18 protein-coding genes are annotated in these 21519 nt (G+C 32.9%); 1 reads left to right on the forward strand and 17 read right to left on the reverse strand.

Features of this window, described 5'->3' with window-relative positions:
• Nucleotides 1-169: 169 nt before the first annotated feature.
• From PGH12_RS08250 to PGH12_RS08325, 16 genes are all read right to left on the reverse strand, one after another.
• On the reverse strand, nucleotides 170-1060 hold the full coding sequence (locus PGH12_RS08250) for a hypothetical protein (RefSeq protein ID WP_267600079.1): 891 nt from the start codon (nucleotides 1058-1060) through the stop codon (nucleotides 170-172).
• Between the two features lie 257 nt (nucleotides 1061-1317).
• Nucleotides 1318-1950: an acetyltransferase gene (locus tag PGH12_RS08255; protein WP_267600078.1), complete on the reverse strand. Its 633-nt coding sequence runs from the start codon at nucleotides 1948-1950 to the stop codon at nucleotides 1318-1320.
• Between the two features lie 3 nt (nucleotides 1951-1953).
• Entirely contained in the window at nucleotides 1954-3036 is a 1083-nt protein-coding gene (locus tag PGH12_RS08260; RefSeq protein WP_267600077.1) for a DegT/DnrJ/EryC1/StrS family aminotransferase, read from the reverse strand.
• Nucleotides 3033-4466, reverse strand: a complete 1434-nt coding sequence (locus PGH12_RS08265) for a lipopolysaccharide biosynthesis protein (protein ID WP_267600076.1) — start codon at nucleotides 4464-4466, stop codon at nucleotides 3033-3035. The genes PGH12_RS08260 and PGH12_RS08265 overlap by 4 nt, the downstream gene beginning before the upstream one ends.
• Before the next feature lie 143 nt (nucleotides 4467-4609).
• Nucleotides 4610-5932 (reverse strand): nucleotide sugar dehydrogenase, encoded by a 1323-nt coding sequence (locus PGH12_RS08270; RefSeq protein ID WP_267600096.1) that lies wholly within the window; start codon nucleotides 5930-5932, stop codon nucleotides 4610-4612.
• A gap of 45 nt (nucleotides 5933-5977) precedes the next feature.
• Nucleotides 5978-8356 (reverse strand): GumC family protein, encoded by a 2379-nt coding sequence (locus PGH12_RS08275; protein ID WP_267600075.1) that lies wholly within the window; start codon nucleotides 8354-8356, stop codon nucleotides 5978-5980.
• 23 nt (nucleotides 8357-8379) lie between these two features.
• On the reverse strand, nucleotides 8380-9189 hold the full coding sequence (locus PGH12_RS08280; RefSeq protein WP_267600074.1) for a polysaccharide biosynthesis/export family protein: 810 nt from the start codon (nucleotides 9187-9189) through the stop codon (nucleotides 8380-8382).
• A 95-nt stretch (nucleotides 9190-9284) separates the two neighbouring features.
• Nucleotides 9285-11267 carry a polysaccharide biosynthesis protein gene (locus PGH12_RS08285; protein ID WP_267600073.1) on the reverse strand — a complete coding sequence of 661 codons (1983 nt, stop codon included), beginning with the start codon at nucleotides 11265-11267 and terminating at the stop codon, nucleotides 9285-9287.
• Nucleotides 11268-11605: 338 nt separating this feature from the next.
• Entirely contained in the window at nucleotides 11606-11836 is a 231-nt protein-coding gene (locus tag PGH12_RS08290; RefSeq protein WP_267600072.1) for a hypothetical protein, read from the reverse strand.
• A gap of 5 nt (nucleotides 11837-11841) precedes the next feature.
• Entirely contained in the window at nucleotides 11842-15225 is a 3384-nt protein-coding gene (locus tag PGH12_RS08295) for a RemA C-terminal-like gliding motility protein (RefSeq protein WP_267600071.1), read from the reverse strand.
• Between the two features lie 71 nt (nucleotides 15226-15296).
• The gene (locus tag PGH12_RS08300; protein WP_267600070.1) at nucleotides 15297-15764 is read right to left on the reverse strand and encodes a regulatory protein RecX; all 468 of its coding nucleotides are present in this window, start codon (nucleotides 15762-15764) and stop codon (nucleotides 15297-15299) included.
• Between the two features lie 121 nt (nucleotides 15765-15885).
• On the reverse strand, nucleotides 15886-17151 hold the full coding sequence (gene glyA, locus PGH12_RS08305; protein WP_267600069.1) for a serine hydroxymethyltransferase: 1266 nt from the start codon (nucleotides 17149-17151) through the stop codon (nucleotides 15886-15888).
• A 104-nt stretch (nucleotides 17152-17255) separates the two neighbouring features.
• Nucleotides 17256-18284 carry an ACR3 family arsenite efflux transporter gene (gene arsB, locus PGH12_RS08310; RefSeq protein WP_267600068.1) on the reverse strand — a complete coding sequence of 343 codons (1029 nt, stop codon included), beginning with the start codon at nucleotides 18282-18284 and terminating at the stop codon, nucleotides 17256-17258.
• A gap of 2 nt (nucleotides 18285-18286) precedes the next feature.
• Nucleotides 18287-18898, reverse strand: a complete 612-nt coding sequence (locus PGH12_RS08315; protein ID WP_267600067.1) for a low molecular weight phosphatase family protein — start codon at nucleotides 18896-18898, stop codon at nucleotides 18287-18289.
• 27 nt (nucleotides 18899-18925) lie between these two features.
• Nucleotides 18926-19399 carry a DUF6428 family protein gene (locus PGH12_RS08320; RefSeq protein ID WP_267600066.1) on the reverse strand — a complete coding sequence of 158 codons (474 nt, stop codon included), beginning with the start codon at nucleotides 19397-19399 and terminating at the stop codon, nucleotides 18926-18928.
• A 59-nt stretch (nucleotides 19400-19458) separates the two neighbouring features.
• Nucleotides 19459-19785, reverse strand: a complete 327-nt coding sequence (locus PGH12_RS08325) for an ArsR/SmtB family transcription factor (RefSeq protein ID WP_267600065.1) — start codon at nucleotides 19783-19785, stop codon at nucleotides 19459-19461.
• Between the two features lie 150 nt (nucleotides 19786-19935).
• On the opposite strand from PGH12_RS08325, the gene PGH12_RS08330 reads away from it, so the two are divergent.
• Complete coding sequence (locus PGH12_RS08330) at nucleotides 19936-20229, forward strand: hypothetical protein (RefSeq protein WP_267600063.1); 294 nt, start codon at nucleotides 19936-19938, stop codon at nucleotides 20227-20229.
• 75 nt (nucleotides 20230-20304) lie between these two features.
• Here PGH12_RS08330 and PGH12_RS08335 read toward each other — a convergent pair whose 3' ends face one another.
• A complete protein-coding gene (locus tag PGH12_RS08335) occupies nucleotides 20305-21501 on the reverse strand; it encodes an efflux RND transporter periplasmic adaptor subunit (RefSeq protein ID WP_267600061.1) in 1197 nt (398 codons plus the stop codon).
• Nucleotides 21502-21519 lie beyond the last annotated feature (18 nt).

The raw sequence follows: 21519 nt of genomic DNA on the forward strand, positions 1-21519 counted from the left end.
CTCAAAGCTTAAAGAATGAAATTTTTGCTGCGGTTATAATACTCAATTACTAATTTCTGTTAAACATATTTTTAATAATGTATATATATACATTATTTTTATATTTTATTGCTTCATCAAACATAATTTTTAGTTATGATAATTATTTTTTTCTTAATAAAAAACAATACTAATGTCTATATTTATTATAGAAAAACTGCCACTTAGCAATCAACTTGTCATCATTGAGAATATTCATTATTACATCAAAATTATGATATTGAATTTCTAAAGATAATGGTTCTAAAAAAGCTTCAACTTTCATTTTTGGTATTTCATCAACATGATTAATCTTACAACCTAAAGATTTTATGTAATCGAAATTATTTCCTGCTAAAAAAATTTTTTTTCCCAATTTTAATGCTGAGTATATTGCTCCTAAACCTGTTTGCTCTTCAATGGCACATATATAGATATCACATCTATCTATATATCGTGGATAATCTTTTAAATCATAAAAACTTTCATCAGTCGAAAAGTTTGTATGATAATTTAATTTACCAAAAGAAATCAAATTATTATAGGTTTCATTTTTTACTAGATCATAATTGAGCATAGCAGTTATCTTAATTTGATTTTTAAATTTTTTTAGCAGAACCACTAGCGGTAAATATGAATTTATAGCAGATGAATTATTTCCTATAAAAACATCTGCAATCAATTTATTTTCAACACTAAATAACTTTTTATCAAAATTGAATAAAGTATTTACAGATTCAAAGTATGATATTTGTTCTATATTTTTTACTTTAAAATTTAATCGTAAATTATTAGTGTCGATGTTTGACAGCGTTATAATACTTTTTAATCTTCTGTATAAAAAAAATTTAATAGGAGCACTTATATAAGATTTAATAGATCTATTTATAACAGTTCCACTTCCCCAGCAAACCCAATGAATATTTCTGTAAAATCTAAGTATGAAAAAAAACATCCATCTAAAAGAATCACTGTGAAGTATAATGAAAGAATCCTTTAACAAAAAATTCCCTAACATAAATGTTTCAAAATTATCATACATTTTAAAACATTTAACCGATAAATCCTCAAACAAGTTATTATACAATTTCCAGTTCTCAGTCGAATTGTCTTTTCCAATAACAATAAAAAAATGTTGTCCTGGAGTATTAGTTACAATACTCCTAATTAACTGTGGACTAAGATGATAAACATGTGCAGGAAAAATATGATAAATGTATTTAATCATTTGTTATCAAGAATTATTTTTTTAAAATTTGAAACATTTTTTTTTATAAACTACCTAAAATATCAATTAAATTAAATTTTCTTTATTACTCTTGCAGGCACACCTACCGCAACACAATTATCAGGTATATCTTTATTAACAACTGATCCGGCGCCAATAATTACATTTGAGCCAATTTTCACTTTAGGTAAAATTGTTGCACCTGAACCAATTTGTGAAAACGCCCCTATATGACAACCTCCCAACAAAGTGACAGCCGGAGATAATTCAACAAAATCATCAACTTGACAATCATGAGTTATTGTGACATTGTAATAAACTAAACTACATCTTCCAATTATTACACTATTAGATAAAATTACATTATCTAAAATAGTTGATCCTTCAGCAATTTTCACATCATAAGATCCAATTTGTGCTTTATCACTAATTACAGATATACACTTTCCATTCAAAGAAATAAATTTTTTATAAATGTTAAATCTTAAATGTGGATTTCCGATCCCAATAGTAAAATTAGAATCTGAAAGATCAAAAAACTCTTTAACTTCATCTTCATCTTTGAGGATTTTAAATTTGTTAAATAAGAGGCTATCACCATAATGATTAACATCATCAAAGAATGCCAAGTTAGATAATTGATTTTTTTGATGAAAAATTTCTAAAACTTCCTTTGCAAAACCTTTTGCTCCAATTATTAACATTACTTAATTATTTTGGATTCTTAACAACAATCTACAAATCAAATCTACTTCTTCCAAAGAAAGATCAACATAGAGAGGTAGACATAAGACTCTTTTTGCAAAATCGTCAGTTACTTGAAAATTTTGTTTTTCAAGATAAGGAAGCGTACTAGCTAGAGAAGGATAAAAATAACGACGTGTAAAAATCTCATGTCTCTGTAGGCCCTCCATGCATTTTAACATTAATTCTTCTGTGTCAAAAACTAAAGGATAATAAGCATAATTTAATGTGCCTTCTTTATGCCATACTGGTTGTCTGGCCTTTAATCCTTTTAATTTTTCATTATAATATTCGCTTAGCTCCTTTCTTTTTTGATGAATTTTCTGAATATAAGAAAAATTAGTCAATCCAATTGCAGCATGAAATTCTGAATTTTTTCCGTTTAAACCTAATTCTGCAAAAGCCTCTGGACCGTTGAATCCAAAGTTTCTGATAAACGCCAATTTTTTTAGAATTTCTTTATCATTAGTTACTACTAATCCTCCTTCTCCTGAATGATATAGTTTGGTTGCGTGAAGACTACAAGTAGAAATATCTCCGTATTCAAATATAGATTTTCCGTTTATTTTAACACCGAAAGCATGGGCTCCATCATAGATAACTTTTAAATTATGTTTTCGAGCAATTTTTTCAATTGCAATTACGTCACATGGGTTTCCATAAACGTGTGTGGCTAGAATCGCAGTCGTTTTATCAGTGATATTTTCTTCAATCTTTGAAGGATCAATATTAAGAGAACTTTTATCAATGTCGACGAAAACTGGTCGACAACCTTCCCAAACAATACTGCTTGTTGTAGCTACAAATGAGAATGGTGTAGTGATAATTTCTCCTTTTAAATTTAAGGCTTTAATTGCCATTTGTAATGCAACAGTTCCATTTGTTACAAATAAAAGATGGTTTAAACCTAAATATTCTTTGAGCTTTATTTCCAGATCGCTTGCCAAGGGACCCATATTAGTCAACCATTGGCGTTGCCAAATTCCTATTAAGTATTTCTGATATTCTTCAATTGGTGGAAGAAATGGTTTTGTTACTGGTATCATTTTTTTAATATAAGATTTTTTATATCGTTTAAGCTTTCAAATTTAAATAACAATGCTAAGCTAAGATATATAATTACACCAACCGCACTACAAACAAGTATTTGTAAAATATTTGTTTGTTTAATTAAAATTAGATTTAATGTATACATCGCAAAACCCATAATTGTAGAGAAAAGAAATATGGGAGATATATCTTTAATTTGATAGAAGCCACTATAGTTTAACATTTTACCAGCATAATGTGTATTTATAAGTAATGCTAAAATGGAACAGATTAATTGTCCCCAAAGGAGAGCATAAAAACCATAATATAAAGTGATTGCTAATACTATCGTAATTACTACCTTTTTAATAATTTCTAATTTTAAAAATAAATCACTTCTTCCTTTTACCTGTAAAACTATTAAATTGTATAAATGAATAGGATATAAAATTCCACTAGCGCAAATGATTTGGAAAATTGGAACCATAGGCAGCCACTTTTCTGTGAACAATAGAATAATTAATGGTTTTGCTAAAACTGCCATAATTATCATAATGGGTGTTATGATAAACAAGACAAGCTGCATTACTTGCTTGTATGCTTTTTTTAAACGAGGAATATCATCTTGAACTTTGGAAAAAATTGGAAATATTACTCGACTTAGCGCTCCTGAAACATTAGACACCGGAAGCATCATTAGCGAATTTGCCCTTGCATAATATCCAACCTGTCCTGCTGAATAATATTTACCAATTACTATTTGGTAAATATTAGTAAAAATTATATCTAAAATTCCAGACAACGTAAGCTTGTAACCAAAATGGAAATGTTGGCGGAATTTGTCCTTATTAAACACAAGAATTGGATGCCACTTTGAAGATACCCACAAAAAAAAACTGGTAAAAAATGAATTTGTTATAGCTAAGCCAACTAGACTCCAAACTCCCCAATTTTTGTAGGCCATTAAAACACCTATAACTCCACCAATAAATACTGCTGGAAAAGTTATTAATGCTTGTTTTTTAAATTTTAATTCTCTTGTTAATATAGTGTTTTGCACGGCTCCAAAAGCAGAGATTACAAATGTTAAACCATAAACGCGGGTTATAGAAGCAAGCGAAGGCTGACTATAAAAATCTGCAATTAAAGGAGCACATAGATATAATATTCCGTAAATTATAATACTACATACTAAATTAAAATAAAAAACTGTTGAATAATCCTCCTGATTTACCTCTGCAGTACGAATTAATGAACTTGTCATACCACCATCAAAAAGTGTATTACCTATTCCAATAAAGATTGCAAGCATACCAATTAAACCAAATTCTTCAGGCAATAAAATTCTTGCCAAAACAACAGAAACTACAAATGTTAATGCTTGAGTACCAAATTGTTGAGAATAAGTCCAAATCATTCCCGCTAAAGCTTGTTTTCCTAATGACATTAATTAGATATTATATTTAATAATTAACGGTATTTTATATTAATGATTCCTCCCTTATTCTTAATTTGCATAGCTAGTAAGAGATTGCAAAAATCTTCTAAGTAAATAATTAGATATCATTACCAAATATACTCTAAAATTATCTACAATCTCTTACTTACGCTATCTCTAGATAAAACTCCTTTCACATCATAGACAATTCCATGTTCTTTCAGATATTTACTAAGATCAAGTGTGAGAAATTCATGGTGTGAAACTGTATGAATAATAGCATCAAACTTAGTATCAAAAGCTTTTTTAAATTCATTGTCAATAGTATTTGAATAGCAAGTTATTCCATACTCATCAAAAACGTCCTTAGAGTTAGCCCAAGGATCATAGGTTATAATCTCAGCACCATAATCCTGCAAATTAGTAATAACATCAATGGCCTTCGAATTTCTAATATCAGGGCAATTTTCTTTAAAAGTAATGCCGAGATTCAAAATTTTAGCACCTCTAATTTTTATGTCGCTTTTGATCATTAATTTTACAACCTGTGATGCTACAAATGCTCCCATAGAATCATTCAGTCTTCTAGCAGCTAATATTAATTCAGAATAATATCCTATTTCCTGAGCTTTCTGAGCTAAATAAAAAGGATCAACCCCAATACAATGACCTCCTACTAAACCAGGCTTGAACTTTAAAAAATTCCACTTTGTTCCTGCAGCTTCCAAAACATCGTGAGTATCAATATCCATTAATGAAAAAATTTTGGCCAACTCATTCATAAAAGCAATATTAAGATCTCGCTGAGAGTTTTCAATTACCTTTGAAGCTTCAGCCACTTTAATAGTCGGGGCCAAATGAGTTCCTGCTACGATAACAGACTTGTATAAATCGTCAACAATTTTTCCGACTTCCAGAGTAGAGCCAGAAGTTACTTTTAAAATTTTATCTACCGTATGTTCTTTGTCTCCGGGATTAATACGTTCTGGTGAATAACCCACAAAAAAATCTATATTGAATTTTAATCCTGAAACTTTTTCCAAAACAGGCACACATTCTTCTTCAGTTACACCTGGATATACCGTAGATTCATAAATGACAATATCATTTTTCTTCAATACATTTCCTACTGTTTCACTCGATCTGTATAATGGAGTTAAGTCAGGTCTGTTATGTTTATCGATAGGTGTTGGAACGGTGACAATGTAAACGTTTGCATCCCGAATGTCTTCATGATTTGACGAGCAGTATAATCCCAAATTGTTGGGTGTTGCAAAAGGATTCTCACTGACCTGTACTGACTTTAATAAATCCTCAGAAATTTCCTGGGTAGAATCAACTCCGTTATTAATTTCGGCAATACGTTTTTGATTGATATCAAAACCTATAACCGGATATTTCGTTGCAAAAAGTCTTGCCAAAGGTAAACCCACATATCCTAGACCTATTACTGCAATTTTATTTTGTCTGCTCATCAATATTTTCCACATCAATTTCATTACTGAAACTTTGTTACTTATTTACCTTCCAAAAATTCTTTGTAAAAAAGATTTCTTTTGGTCTACAGAATATCCGTATCCATATTTATAACCATAACCATATCCACTGTTCATCTTACTTACATCATTCAAAACCAAACCAACATTTTTAATTTTTTTGTCTTTGATTTGTTTATTGATGAAACCAATCAGTTCTTTTTCTGTGTAACCAGACCTTGTCACATAAACTGTCGCATCAGCTACATCTGAAATTAATAATGAATCTGTTACCAACATTAACGGTGCTGTATCTAAAATAATATAGTCATATAAAGGTCTTAAATTCTCTATTAATTCCTGATATCTTCCGTTCGACAACAATTCTGTAGGATTTGGAGTAATTGCCCCGGAATATATTACATCGCAGTAAGGGTTAAATGTAGTTTGATGAACAATTTCAGAAGCAGTCATAGCATCATCATGCATAAATTCAGACAAACCAACCAATCCTCTTCTGCTTTCGTTGTATCTCTGTAACTGTGGATTTCGAATATCAGAACCAACGATTACTACTTTTTTTCTAGGCGTTGCCAAAGTAAGTGCCAGATTCACTGAGGTAAAAGTTTTCCCTTCTCCTTTAACTGTAGAAGTTACAAAAATAACATGACCTTTCTTATTTTTGGGTAACATAAAATTGATATTGGTAATCAAAATTCTAAATGCTTCTGCCAGTGGAGACATATCGTTCAGTTGTACAATTTCAGGATCACCTTTTTCCAAAGATGGTAATTCACCAATAACGGTTGCACCTTCAGCTAGTTTTTCTAGATCTTGCTTGGATTTAATTTTGTTATCAAATAATTCAAGTAAGTAAATTATTACAAACGGTATTAAAAGGCCAGCTATCAAAGCAACAAGATAAATAATTTGTTTCTTGGGTGAAACTGTACTTATTGTCAAGGCATCATCCACTACTCTTGCTTTAGGTGCGGCAATAGCTAACGAGATTGCTGCTTCCTCTCTTCTTTGCAACAAAAGCAAATATAATTGCTCTTTTATATTTTGCTGTCTCTCTATGCTTCTAAAAAGCTTTTCCTGAACGGGAATTTTAGAAATTCTACCGGAAAGCCTGTTCTGCTCAGATTGCACATTATTTCTAGAAATCTGAAGCCCAGACCTGCTTTTCTGCAGACTCTGCAACACAGAACTCCTAATACTGGTAATCTGCTTTGTTATATCCTGAACCATAGGATTTGAAGTAGTAGCATTCTGTAATAGTCTTGCTCTTTCTAAAACAAGCTGGTTATACAGAGCAATGTTTGAATTGGAATCTGAATCTGTAAGACCCACGTTCAAAGGTAAAACTTCGTAATTCCCTTGCCTGCTGTTCAAATTGCCAATTAAACCATTAATTAATTCAAGTTGTGATTCGGTAGCAATCTGTTGTTGACGTATTGTCGAAGCTGTTTGTAAGGACAATTCTGCTTCAGTTTCAATATCTGCAATGTTATTCTTAACCTTAAAATTCTGCTTCTGTGTTTCAACCTTTCCTAACTCCTCACCAATCAGATTAATTCTTTCATCAATAAATGCAGCTGTTTTTTGCGCTTCAGAATTCTTATCTAAAATTGCCTCACGATTGTAATTGACAGCCAATCTATTCAATATATCTTCAGCTTTTTCTGATGAAGGATGATTAAGACTTAATTTTATTACTGTAGAATTTTTTTCTACTAAACTTACTTTGAGCTCCGAGAGAAGTGCTCTTGATCTGTTCATTGCCGACATAAATTCCAATCTGTAACGCACTTGCTTATCAGTATGAGAAATTACATTCGGATCTCTTTGAAATATCACCACACCAAACGGTAGAGACAACGACTTATTAAAAGTGATTTCTATCGGATTTTTAAAGCTTTCTGACTTTAGGGTGATTGAACTGCCTTTCACAGTCGCAAAAACTTCTTTTGCTGGATAAGTACCTTTAGATTTTTCACTAATAACTCTCACAACAAAAGGAGCAGAATTTCTATATAGTTCAGTATCTTTTAGCTTTCCGTTAGAATAGATATTTGTTTCCAAGCCCAGCTCTTTTACGACAGAAATCATCAATTTTTTTGATTTAAAAATTTCAATCTCATTATCTACAGAGTTCGTACCCATACCTCCAACCCCACCGATTTCTGAAAGCACAGACATTTCAGGCTGACCAGACGAAGATTTTTTCACCTCTTTAATAAGCAATGTAGATTCTGTATTGTAAACAGGAATTGTATACCTAAGAAAAAACCAAGCTGTTATGATTGCAATAATCGCCCCCATAATAAACCAATACCATCTATAGACGAAAGGTTTTATAACTTCCCTAATATTGAAAGACTCTTCTTCATGAGTCTGATCTTGTGTCTGATTATAATCCACTATAATGAATAATTATGATATTATTAATTTCTTGTAAGTGCTAATACTCCAAGAGCAATAGATGCTATTACTGATGCGACAGAAATATACAACCCAGTATTAGGATCTATTCTAGCAGATTTTTCTCTGATAGAGTTTGGCTGCACGTAAATCATATCATTCTGTTTTAAATAATAATATGGTGAATTAATAAATTGTGCACTTGTTAAATCGATTCTTTGTTGTGCAAATTTACCATCTACATTTCTAACAATCAAAATGTTATTGCGCACACCAAAAGAAGTTAAATCTCCGGCTAAGCCTAAAGCTTGCAATAATGTGGTGTTTCCATCTGGAATTACATAGGTTCCTGGTTTTGCTACCTCACCTAATAATGACACTTTAAAATTGATTAATTTTAAATCTACCACAGGATTTTTGACATATATAGAGATTAAACCCGAAAGTTTTGCTTTTAATGTTTCAATGTTTTCGTCTTTGGTACTAACCAAGCCTATTTGCGGAAAATCTATATTTCCATCTGTATCTATTAAATAGGTAGGTCCTGATGCAGGTACTGGCTGAAACTGGTTATTACTGTTTGGGGTAGAATATTGTGCCACTGTAGCTGCAGAAGAATAATTTTGATTAAATGGCTTTACTACATCAAGATCTTTAGCTGAAACCATAATTACCAATTGATCGCCTGGCTGTAATGTAATTCTATTGTTTTTCACAGAATTATCAAGAGCGATGCTTTCAATATCTTTCATGTAATTGATTTCCTGTCTAGGCGCACAAGAAAATATTGTCAAACTTAGAGCTCCGTATATATAGTATTTTTTTATATTCATTCTAAATAATTTTTTCACAAAAATAGTATTATTATTCTTTAAACAAAATTTGTTTGTTTTTATATTAGTTTTTAATTTAGTTTCAGAGAATACGTCTATATATTATTCTCTATTTCTAAAGTTAAATTTTCCGTACCATTTAATAGCTTTTTGTCCAAGCTTTCGTACTCAGAATTATTACTGATAAATTCGGGCACAATTTTTTTCAACAAAGTCACAACCTGCACTTTATCACGTTTTACCGCTGATTTAATAATTTGTTTGAACAGAACTTCAATTTCACCAAAATTAACAGTTGGGTCTTTAGAAATCATAATTTTCTCATGATGAGTAGGTACTGTTGTAGCATCATTACTCAGCAATTCTTCATATAATTTCTCACCTGGTCTTAATCCTATGAATTTAATTTTAATATCTACATCAGGAGTAAAACCAGACAATTTAATCATTCTTTTGGCTAAATCTAAAATCTTTACGGGATCACCCATATCAAATACATAGATTTCACCACCAGCTCCCATTGTTCCCGCCTGCAGAACCAATTCGCAAGCTTCAGGTATGGTCATGAAGTATCTAATAATATCAGGATGAGTAATCGTCACAGGACCTCCTTTCTCAATCTGCTTTTTGAAATGTGGAATTACTGATCCATTTGATCCCAATACATTTCCAAAACGCGTAGTGATGAATTTTGTTGTATTCCCTTCAGAATTTTGCAATGATTGTACAAATAATTCTGCTGTTCTTTTTGAAGCCCCCATTACATTGGTAGGATTCACAGCTTTATCGGTAGAAACCATTACAAAACGGTTTACCTTATATTTTTTAGAAAGTAAAGCCACATTTTTTGTCCCTAACACATTCACAAAAATAGCTTCGTGAGGATTTTCTTCAATTAACGGAACATGCTTATATGCAGCAGCATGATACACCATTGAAAACTGATAGATCTCAAATATTTTTTCAAGCCTGTAACTATTGGAAATATCCGCTAAAACAAATTTAAATTTTTGTTCGGGAAACTTTTCTAATAACTCTAGTTCTAATTCATACAGAGGTGATTCTGCCTGATCTAATACTACTATTAAAGATGGACTAAACTGAGCGACTTGTCTTACAATTTCACTTCCGATAGAACCTGCTCCCCCAGTAACCAAAACATTTTTCTCAGCATGTCTGATGATAACATCTTTATTTTCAATTTTAATTGGTCTTCTATTCAATAAATCTTCAATCTGAAGCTGACGAATACCTCCAACCAAATCAGAATCTCTCATTTTACTGACGGTAGGCGCCTTCAGAACCTTTAAGCCATTATCTAAGGCTAATGTCATCCATTCTTCAAGCTCAGGTTTTGACATGATTTCTTTTATAATTAAAAGCGCATCAAAAGATTTTATTAAATCTTTATTCCTGAAAAAACGGTCGCTATTGTATATTTTGTGTCCCAACAAAAGAGCTTTGTGGGAATCTGATCTTTTTGTAAGAAAACCTTCTAATCGATAAGGATAATTAGGGTTATGCAAGATTGCTCTAGCCAAAGAAACAGAGGCATCGCCTACTCCAACAACGGCGATTTTGATTTTAGAAGAAGAACCTTTTATATCTATTAATATATTGAAAAACTGTTTTGTCAGCATTCTAAAGAAAAACATGATAGAAACAGAAATAAAAAAGTAAAGAAATAGATTTGGATATAGAAAAAGTGATTTTCCCAGCCAAAATTCTGTAGCATAATTTACTAAAAGTAATGTCAATAAAGTACTTCCAGAAGACAATACGATTTTAAAAAAGTCAAAGAATGTTGAATGTCTGATAATTCCTGCGTATGTTTTAAAAGTAAACATAAACAGAACATTTATTGCGATCAGCAAAATTCTTTTTTCAGTAAGATATTGCGGAAAATTAACTTTTACATGTAATTTTTCTAAGAGAAAATAAGAAATAAGTATGGAAGATAATATGATGATAACATCAATAAGAATAACTGTCCACCTAGGTATATATCTTAGCTCTGTGAGTTTCACAATATTATCCCCGTTATATATGGCGTTAAAAGCGTCATTCAGCTTTTTCATTCAGCATTCGTTGTTTATTTATTTTCGGCAAAGATAATCATATTATTTTGATAAAAAATGACTTAACTCATAAATTACAGTAAGCATTAGAAATCATAAGACGTAATCTTAACCATCTTAATTACTTAGGTGCTCCGAGTTTAATTTAAAAATTAGTTATCCACATTATCCATTTGCAAAACTACAAAATAATACATCACTGAAGCTAAATTGAAAACAATATATCGGCAGATTAACAAACTTTATTACAACAAAATATTTATGAGAAAATCTTCATACTTAGAATAAAAACCCCTCGAAGCTGATTCCGAGGGGTTTATTTTAATTATATTGAATGATTAAGCGATTTGCTTTCTCTTTACAACAATAACTATTAAAGCTAAAGCTGCAATTATAAGTTCTGGAATGTATTCGTTGATAGGAACTGTATCGCCTGGGTTTCCCGGAACCACATCTTCCTGGATAGCCATCTCAGAATTATCATCATAAATAAATGGATTTGATGAAGTTTCCTGCGCAAAACTCATCACAGAAAGTATGATTAAGCTTGCAATTATTATCTTTTTCATATTTGTTATTTAATTATTTTTTTAGAGTAATCTTTTCCTCCTGAAACAGCTTTGACTATGTAAAGGCCTTTAGCTTGAAGTTTTATATGAACAAGTTTGGAGTTTGCCTTAAATTGCTGAACAATTCTACCAGCCGCGTCAAATACTGCTACTGAATCAATATTTTTATTATTTCTTACATAGAAATCCTCACCTTCTCTATAAATTTCAAAAGAATCACTTTGTACTTCTGACGTAGATAACACATCTAGTTTGTACACAATTTCAAATCTGTTTCCAAATTCTCCTGCATTAGATGCAAATGAGTAAGCTTGATTTTGAAGATTTATATACGTTCCCAGCTGCTTATCATGAAGATAAATTGCCTGTCCGTTATTAAAAATTCCTTCTTTCTGAGCTAATGAAATCACAAAATTCCCGTTCTCAAAATGCTTAACTCCCATCGGAACTACATCATTCACATCAAAACCAGCTTTCCCCTGAATTACTAATTTCTGCGCATCTGCCGTTGTATAAAAAGCATCTGAACCCATAGCAATAGCTTTAGAATCGTAATTATCAAATGCATCTGAAGCAGAATTTAGATAGGCAACAGCAAAAGTATTGTTGGTGTTATAGGATGAATTTAATCTCAACCAAAACTTACCTTCACTTGCATTATTATTTTTATTGAAGAAAGTTCCGTCTGTAGCATTTCTCATGTCGTTTGTAAAACTTAATAATGTATTCACAGTAGGAGATGAAGTTTTAACGATAAATCCTTGCGCAATAGGAGCAACAGTTCCCGTAGGAATAACTGTTCCCGGATTGTTATTTACAGGAACCCATGCTGAGCTCAATGCATTATAAGTAGCGTATCCAATGTTTGTGGTAGTAGCACCATTCTGAGTGGTCACAGAATTGCTGGTGTTATCCCAAAAATACATAGTGCTCGCAATTCTTGATGAATTTGCAGTGTAAAATGCATTTAGATCTAAATTTGAAGGATAAGGGTTTCCAACTAAGTTGAATCCGTTACCGGTTGTAGCTAATGTAAATGTTTGACTTCCGTTATTTGGAACTCCAGTGAAAGTTACCGCCGCGTTTGCAATAGGCGTTTTAATAGCATAAGCTTTTGCAAATAAAGAAGATGCATCAGCAGTATTTACAAAATAGTCTGTCGCTGTATTGTAATCTGTCACAAATGCAGGAGTAGCGCCCGAATAGATATTGTTCAGATTTTGTGAAGCTACAGGCGAAGACCAGAATGCGTACTTATCAACTACACTTGTTCCTGTTTTTAAAACTTTAAAAGTTCCTGCATAATTTAGCGTAGAACCGTCTTTCTGAACAAGATTTCCACCGTTTTCAATGGTAACATCTAAAGCTGAAACTGTACTACCTGTCGTTATTTCTAGAACTCCGCTATTTTTAATTGTGATATTTTTCGCAGCAAATACAGGAAGTGAATTTGTTGAGTAAACACCTGTAAGAATAACATCTTTACCATCAGGAGTACCATTTGACCATGTTGTACCGTTCCAAACTGTAGTTTCTATTCTTTTATAAAGAGCAACTTCAGGTAATTGGCTACTTGGTGCATAAGCCTTAAAGCCCGGTGTTCCCAAACCTGCATTGTACTTTAAAATTCTTGTAGCGTCAGAAGCATTTTTAAAAGAATAATACCCTGCATTTACATAGGTCACATTCCATCTCTGCTGAGTATTGGATAATGTTGCAACAGTTGAAAGGTTTGTACTACCTCCCGCATAACTCAGATATTTAGAGTCATTAGAATTTTGAACGGTATAAACTCCACTAACATTTGTAATATTCCAAACATTATTTGTTGGAGGATTAATCACTTCATTATTTACCGCATTTAAATTTGAAGTAACCAACGTACCACTTGTAATGGTATTTGTTGTTATCACCTCATCATTAGCATCTGCAATTACATAATAGCCATCCGTTAAATTCGCTAAAGAATTGATTTTTTCAAATCGTCCGATACCATTATAAGTGACAGGATCATTGGCAACAGTTAAAACAATCTGCTGATTATATACATTCCAGTTAGTATCACCTGCTTGAGCAGCTGTGATGGTCGTTGTTCCTAAACCTGTAACAGTTACTGTATTTCCAGAAACCGTTGCAACTGCAGGATTTGAGCTTGTATAGGCAACCGTTAAATTGGCATTAGTTGTATTTGCAGGAAATGTGAAAGCAGGACTGCTTGCATATTTTGTAATATCAGAAAATCCTGTTAAAGTTTGAGAACCTTTAGCAATTGTAATCGTAATAGTTGCCGCAACTGAAGTTCCTGAAGCATTTGTAGCAGTAACATCAGTAGTAAAAGTTCCTGCTGAAGCAGATGTTCCTGTGATTTCACCAGTAGTTGTATTTAAAGTCAAACCAGATGGCAAATTACTTCCGCTTACTAATGCGTAAGAAGTAGGAGTCTGTGTAGCTACAATATTTTGAGAGAAAACAGCACCCACATTTCCCGTAAAGGTAGATGCAGTGACAGTAGGTATAGCAGTTACATTTCCTGTAACAGCAATATTTGTATTTGTTGCTACACTTCCTCCCGCAAGAATAATATTCCCTGAGTAAGCTCCTAAAGCTAAACCTGATTTTAATCTTGCATATACACTTTGAGCTGAAAATGCTCCTCCTGTATATGTAATAGTCTTTGTATCAGCAAAGTCATTTCCACCTGTTAAAGAAACTTCAAAATTTGTCGGAGCAGTCACTGTAACCGCAGTATTATCTAAATTACTTCCTGAAGTAGCAATAGATTGACTTGCTGAAGGACCATTTCCTTCAACATATGAAAATGCATTAAATGTTCCTGTTGTAGTAAAATTAGGAGTATTTGCAGATTCATAAGTAATTACAATAGAGGTAATGTAAGCTGCAGCTGTACCCTTTTTTAAAACAAAAAAAGTATAGTTATTTGCTGACAGATCTCCGGACGTCCAGGTTGTACCTGTAACTGATCCTGCAGATGTGCCACCCGTAACAGTATAGTTACCTGTTGTACTGTTTACAAGTCTTGATGTACCCCCGAATAAGGTAAATGATGTTGCGGCATTTTGATTTACTTGAATCGTCTTGATTCTACCAGGAATTGCAGTTGTATTATATACAACTCCATTACTTGCCTGAGCCTGTATAGTTCCTGCATTTGGGCTGATTGCACTTGTTATAGCTTTACCACCGAAACCTACACCTGTTTGCGTCCAAGTTCTTTCAGCTCCGCTAGCGTAAGCATTAACACCTAGATTTGTTGATCCTCCTGCCGAGGTCAAATCAATCGTTATAGTCTGGCTCATTCCCCAGACCGAGAATAGCGCCATCAAAAATGCCAATGACATCTTTGAAAAGTTTTGTAGTTTTAAATTCATAAATTATTTTTTTCAACTACAAAACTATGATTTTTAACCAATCGTTGCGAAAACTTAAAATTACATAAATATTAACTTTCGATTACATGTAAAATATTATCATATTCGAAGCCTCTGCTTAAAAGATATTTAATTGTTTTTGATCTTTTTTGATAGACCTGCAAACCTTTCTGTTTTGAAAAATGACTTTCGTAAATTTTCCTGATTATGTTTAAATAATCTTCATCATCAATCTCATCAAAACATCTGTTAATTAGCTTCTCGTTAATGCCTTTTTGCTTGAGATGCATTTTTATTTTGTTTTTTCCCCAATGTTTTATATTAAATTTTCCGCGAATATAGCTTCGTGTGAATCTCTCTTCGTTCAGATAATTTTCTTTCATCAGGTACAAGAGAATTTCATCTTTCGCTTCAGGAATTAAGACAAATTCCCGCATTTTCTGCTCTACTTCTGCATGACAGCGATCCTGATAAACACAATAGTTGACCAGTTTCTGCTTAGTTTCTTCAAAAGTAAAAAGTTTTTTATCCGGCTGCATAATTAAAAGAGTAAGAGTGATGAGTAATTAAATTACGGCTTATTAAAAAGAGGCACAAAATATTTGCACCTCTTTGATATATTTACGAAATGAAAAATTTCATGTCATTTTTTAAAACTAATTAGTAATTGAATAATGCTTTACCTTCCATCAATCCGTTCACTTTTTTTCTTACTTCAGAAATTACTTCCTCATTTTTGATATTATCTACTACTTCAGAAATTAATTCTGCAATGGTATTCATATCATTTTCTTTAAGACCTCTTGTAGTAATGGCCGCAGTTCCCAATCTTATTCCGGAAGTTGTAAAAGGAGATTTATCATCGAAAGGAACCATATTTTTATTACACGTAATATCAGCTTTTACCAAGGCCTTTTCTGTTTCTTTTCCGTTGACACCTTTGTTTCTAAGGTCAACCAACATCAGGTGATTATCCGTACCGCCACTTACAATGTCAAAACCTAAATCTACCATTGCTTTAGATAAAGCTTTAGCATTAGATTGCACCTGCTTTGCATACGTTAAGAATTGATCATCAATCGCTTCAGCAAAGGCAACTGCTTTTGCTCCAATCACGTGCTCCAGCGGACCACCCTGAATTCCAGGGAAAACAGCTCCGTCAAGAACCTGACTCATCTGTTTGATTTCTCCTTTCGGAGTTTTGTGACCGTATGTATTTTCAAAATCTTTACCCATCATGATCATTCCGCCTCTAGGACCTCTCAAAGTCTTATGAGTCGTCGTTGTCACAACATGGCAATGTTCAAATGGATTATTTAAAAGACCTTTTGCAACCAAACCTGCAGGATGTGCAATATCTGCCCAAAGTGTCGCTCCAATTTCATCTGCAACCTCTCTGAATTTCGCATAATCTAAATCTCTGGAATACGCAGAAAAACCTGCAATCAGCATTTTCGGTTTTTCTCTCAAAGCTACTTCTCTCATCTGATCGTAATCAATCAAACCAGTTTCCTGCTGAACTCCGTAAGAAACTACATCGTATTGTATCCCCGAGAAATTAACGGCAGAACCGTGCGTAAGGTGACCTCCCATGGAAAGATCCATCCCCATGATTTTATCTCCCGGTTTCAAAACTGCCAGATAAATTGCAGCATTCGCCTGAGAACCAGAATGTGGCTGCACATTTACATAATCTACCCCAAAAAGTTCTTTAGCTCTGTTAATGGCTAAAGTTTCAACCTCATCTACAACTTCACAACCTCCGTAATATCTTTTTCCGGGGTATCCTTCTGCATATTTATTGGTAAGCACACTTCCCATGGCTTTCATTACGTTTTCAGAAACAAAGTTTTCTGAGGCAATAAGCTCTAATCCGTGGGATTGTCTTTCTCTTTCTTTTTCGATAAGGTCAAAAATAATGTCCATTTATTTTTAGATTTTAGATTTTGAACCTCAAAAATACGCAATTTCGAACAGACTTAAGTATTCCTGTTGATGATTTTTATATTGAAAGTTTTATATAATTTAGATCAATAATATTTCTTTTTCAGCCATAAACTTGCTCTTACCAATAAAATAAGTACCGGAACCTCCACCAACGGCCCGATTACACCAACAAAAGCTTGTGCAGAATGTATTCCGAAGACTGAGATCGCAACTGCAATTGCCAATTCAAAATTATTTCCGGTAGCTGTAAATGATATTGATGCATTTTTATCGTAACTGACGTTCATCGATTTACTTAAAAAGAAACTGACAAAAAACATCAATATAAAATAGATAATCAGCGGTATCGCAATCTTCAGAACATCCATCGGTAATTCTACAATTTTATCACCTTTCAGACTAAACATCAGAACTATAGTAAATAATAAAGCATACAATGTAATAGGTGAGATTTTCGGAACAAATTTCCTGTTGTACCAATCGATTCCCTTTTCTTTTACTAAAATAAAACGGGTAAAAAATCCTGCCAAACAAGGTATTCCTAGATAAATCAAAACACTTTCAGTAACATCTCGCATTGGCACATAAACATTGAAATTTCCAAAACCTAATTTTTGTGGCAGAATATTAATGAAAAACCAAACGAAAAAACCGTAAGAAAATATTTGAAAAATACTGTTCAATGCTACTAAGAGCGCAGCATATTCGCGGTTTCCTTTGGCTAAATCATTCCAGACAATGACCATTGCGATGCATCTTGCCAATCCGATCAGAATTAAACCAACCATGTAATCAGGTTCATTTTTAAGGAAAATGATGGCAAGTACGAACATTAAAATCGGACCGACAACCCAATTGAGTAATAATGAAAGTGACAGCACTTTTTTATCTTTAAAAGCCATTGGCAGAAGCGAATAATCTACTTTTGCGAGCGGCGGATACATCATTAAAATTAAACCGATCGCCAACGGAATATTGGTGCTTCCTATGGAAAGGGCGTTGGTAAATGTTGAAAGATTAGGAAATAAAAAGCCTAGTCCTACTCCAATTGCCATTGCAAGGAAAATCCAAAGAGTGAGGTAACGATCAAGAAATTTGAGTTTTGGCTGCATTTTTATTGTTTAATTAAAGAAAAAACATACAGACATTCCATTGCAATCTCGTTGCTTCTCTCCGTATATTTTTCATCCTGAAGATCGGAGTTATCATAAGATTTCGGGTCAAAATAAGTTGTTCCGATTTTCAAATCACAACCCGGAATAAACGGACAGTTTTCATCTGCATCACCACAAGTCATCACCGCCAAGAAGTTTTCTTTAGGCAAACTTTCATCATCAATTGTTTTAGAAAAACAGAGATTAGATTTCTGTTCGCCAAAAATCACTTCATATTTTGGATTGCTGGTTTCATCTAATTTTTTAACTTTAAAACCTGCAGAAACCAAAGCATTGATTGCGTTTTGATTAAAAGCCGTAGCTTCTGTTCCGGCAGAAAAGGTATTGATATTGAAACCGTAAAAATCGGCAGCAACTTTTGACCAGACTTGTCCCAAATGACTTCTTCGGGAGTTATGCGTACAAACGTATACCAAGTTAATTTCTTTGCCTGAATTCAATTTTTCCTCAATATGACTCGCTAATTTTCCTAGCAAAGCTTTTCTTTCCAAAGTAATCTCATTGAAATTTTCACTGAGTACTTCGCAGCGCTTTCTGATTAACTGATTCATTTTCAAATTATTTAGTTTAAATGTATATTAACAACAGCCACTTCCCGGCGTGCAAGAATCTGACTGTTTTACGGTTATTTCCCTTAAATTTATTTTCTTCTTTTCCCCAGGGATTCCACAGGCATCTTCTGCTAAACATGCGGTGGTTTTATTTTTCAGAACAAAACTCTTCCCGTTAAAATCAAGATCATACTTTCCAATTGTTGTGTTTTGGTATTCAACTTCAACCTCAAAATCTTCAATTCCTAATTTTTCTTCTGAAAGTTTAATTATATTTAAAAGTTTTGTCGGTTTCAAACGATGTTCAAAATCATTGGCATCCCAAAGCTGAAAGTTGACTACTTTTTCCGAACGCATAACGCCACCACAGTCAATAAAGTCTTTCGCGATCATTCCTACTTCTGTCACATGGAAATGCTCCGGAACCAAAGTTCCATTTTCCAATTGAAATTCTACATTTTCTAATGTCGTTAAAATCTCTTTTATGGTTGATAATTTCATATTATATATTTCAAATCGTTATAATGCAATATTGCGATGAATCTGAGAAAAAAAATGCTTTAACAGCAATTCTGCTTTTTTACGGTAGAAATAATATTGCCGAAGTAAGTAGTTAAAGTTCCAAAAGCCATTTCATTAATACAATAACAGATTTTATTTCCTTCTATATTTCCTTTAATAAGACCGGCATTTTTCAATTCCTTTAAATGTTGTGAAACTGTGGGTTGTGCCAATGGTAATTCATTCACAATATCTCCGCAGATACATTCGTTCACCTTCAGTAGATACTCAATTATTGCAATTCTTGCCGGATGTCCCAATGCTTTTGCGATGGTAGCAATCTGATTTTGCTCTTCGGTAAAAAAATCTGTTTTTGTTGCTCCCATCCCGATAATTATATCGCAATATTACGATAAAAATTTACATCGCAATAATTATTTTAAAAATTTGTGATAGATTAACGATAATATGAAAATACACTCCGAATGAAAATGATATATTTGCATAAATCTTAAAAGCGTAAAGCGTCTGACATTATGGGAAAGAAAAAATATAAAAAACAATTACTCAATTCTTTAAAGGCTCTCGGTAAATCTGAACACCGTATTCTTAAAAGTATGACCAATCTTATGCTGCAAAAAGAACTGAAGAAAAACAAAATCACTTTCAAAGATGGTGACACATTCAGTTTTAAAGATGATATTTTTGATTACAGCGAAGACAAAAACATCAGAAAATTAGCTAAGTTGAGAAGACAGATGCTGAAAACGATGAATAATCTGGTTTTGAAAAATAAATTTAAAGACGAAGAGATTAAATTCTTAAGTTAAATTTTAATACTTCATTTAAAAGCAAAACAAAAAAGTCCCGAATTTTTCGGGACTTTTAAATTATAACGAAAGTAATTACTTCTTCGCTTTTTCCTTCAGTTCTTCTTTATCTTTATCCGAAGGATTCCATACTTTTACTTCAGCATTTTTATCTATTCCCGAAAGAATCTGCACATTGATCCCATCGCTTGCTCCTAATTTCACAAAGACTTTCTTAAATTTTCCGTCAGGCTGTTTTACCTCAACAAATGATCTGTCTTTACCGTTGCTTTTTTCGTACTGAACCAAAGATTCATCCAACAACAAAGCATTTTTCTGAGAACTCATTACGATTTCTCCGTTTGCTGAAAACCCTGCTCTGATGTATTCGTTGTTTGGATTATTTACATCACCTTCTACGGGGAATTTTATCGTTCCGTTGGTATCTTTACCTTTTGGAGCGATCATCGTCAGTCTTCCAGGGAAAGTTTTATTCTGCAAAGCGCCAATCACGATGTTCATATCCATTCCCTGCTTCAGTTTTCCTGCCTGTGCTTCGTCAATTTCTCCCTGAAAAATCAATGAATTTAAATCTGCAATCGAACAAATAGTAGTTCCTGCGTTGAAAGAGTTGGCTTCAATTACCTGACTTCCCACTTTCACAGGAACTTCAAGAACAGTTCCTGCAGCTTTTGAGCGGATTTGAGTTGTTGCCAAACCTTGCAATTCGGGAGTTGCACCTGTTTTCACAATCTGCAATCTTTTCTGAGCCGTCTGAAGTTGCTGATTGGCGTTTTTCAGGCTTTGCTGCTGAGAATACAATTGCTGCTGAGAATTTAAAAATTCCTGTTTTGAAATCACGCCTTGAGTAAACAATTTTTGCTGCATTGCAAACTGTTTCTGCATATTTTCAACATTCATTCTTGCATTGCTGATCTGGAGCTGAGAATTCATCACTTCTTGCTGAGCATTGTTTACTTCAGCAATATTCGGGATGATTTTTACGGTAGCAATCAATTGTCCTGCTTCTACTCTGTCACCTTCGTCAACCAATATTTTATCGATAATTCCTGCAATATTCGGTTTAATTTCAATTTCTTCTTTCGGAACAATCTTTCCTGTTGCCATCACTTTATCATCCATATTCTGAACGGTAGGTTTTCTGGTGAGAAACGCTTCACTTTCTGTAGAATTTGATTTCACCAAATAACTTATTCCTGAAAACAGTGCTAAAGCCAATAAAAGCCCAAGAATGATGTAAATTGCTTTTTTCCAGGTAAACTTCTTTTTCATATGTAAATTTTTATTTTT

Source organism: Chryseobacterium sp. CY350, assembly GCF_027945075.1.
Classification (GTDB): domain Bacteria; phylum Bacteroidota; class Bacteroidia; order Flavobacteriales; family Weeksellaceae; genus Chryseobacterium.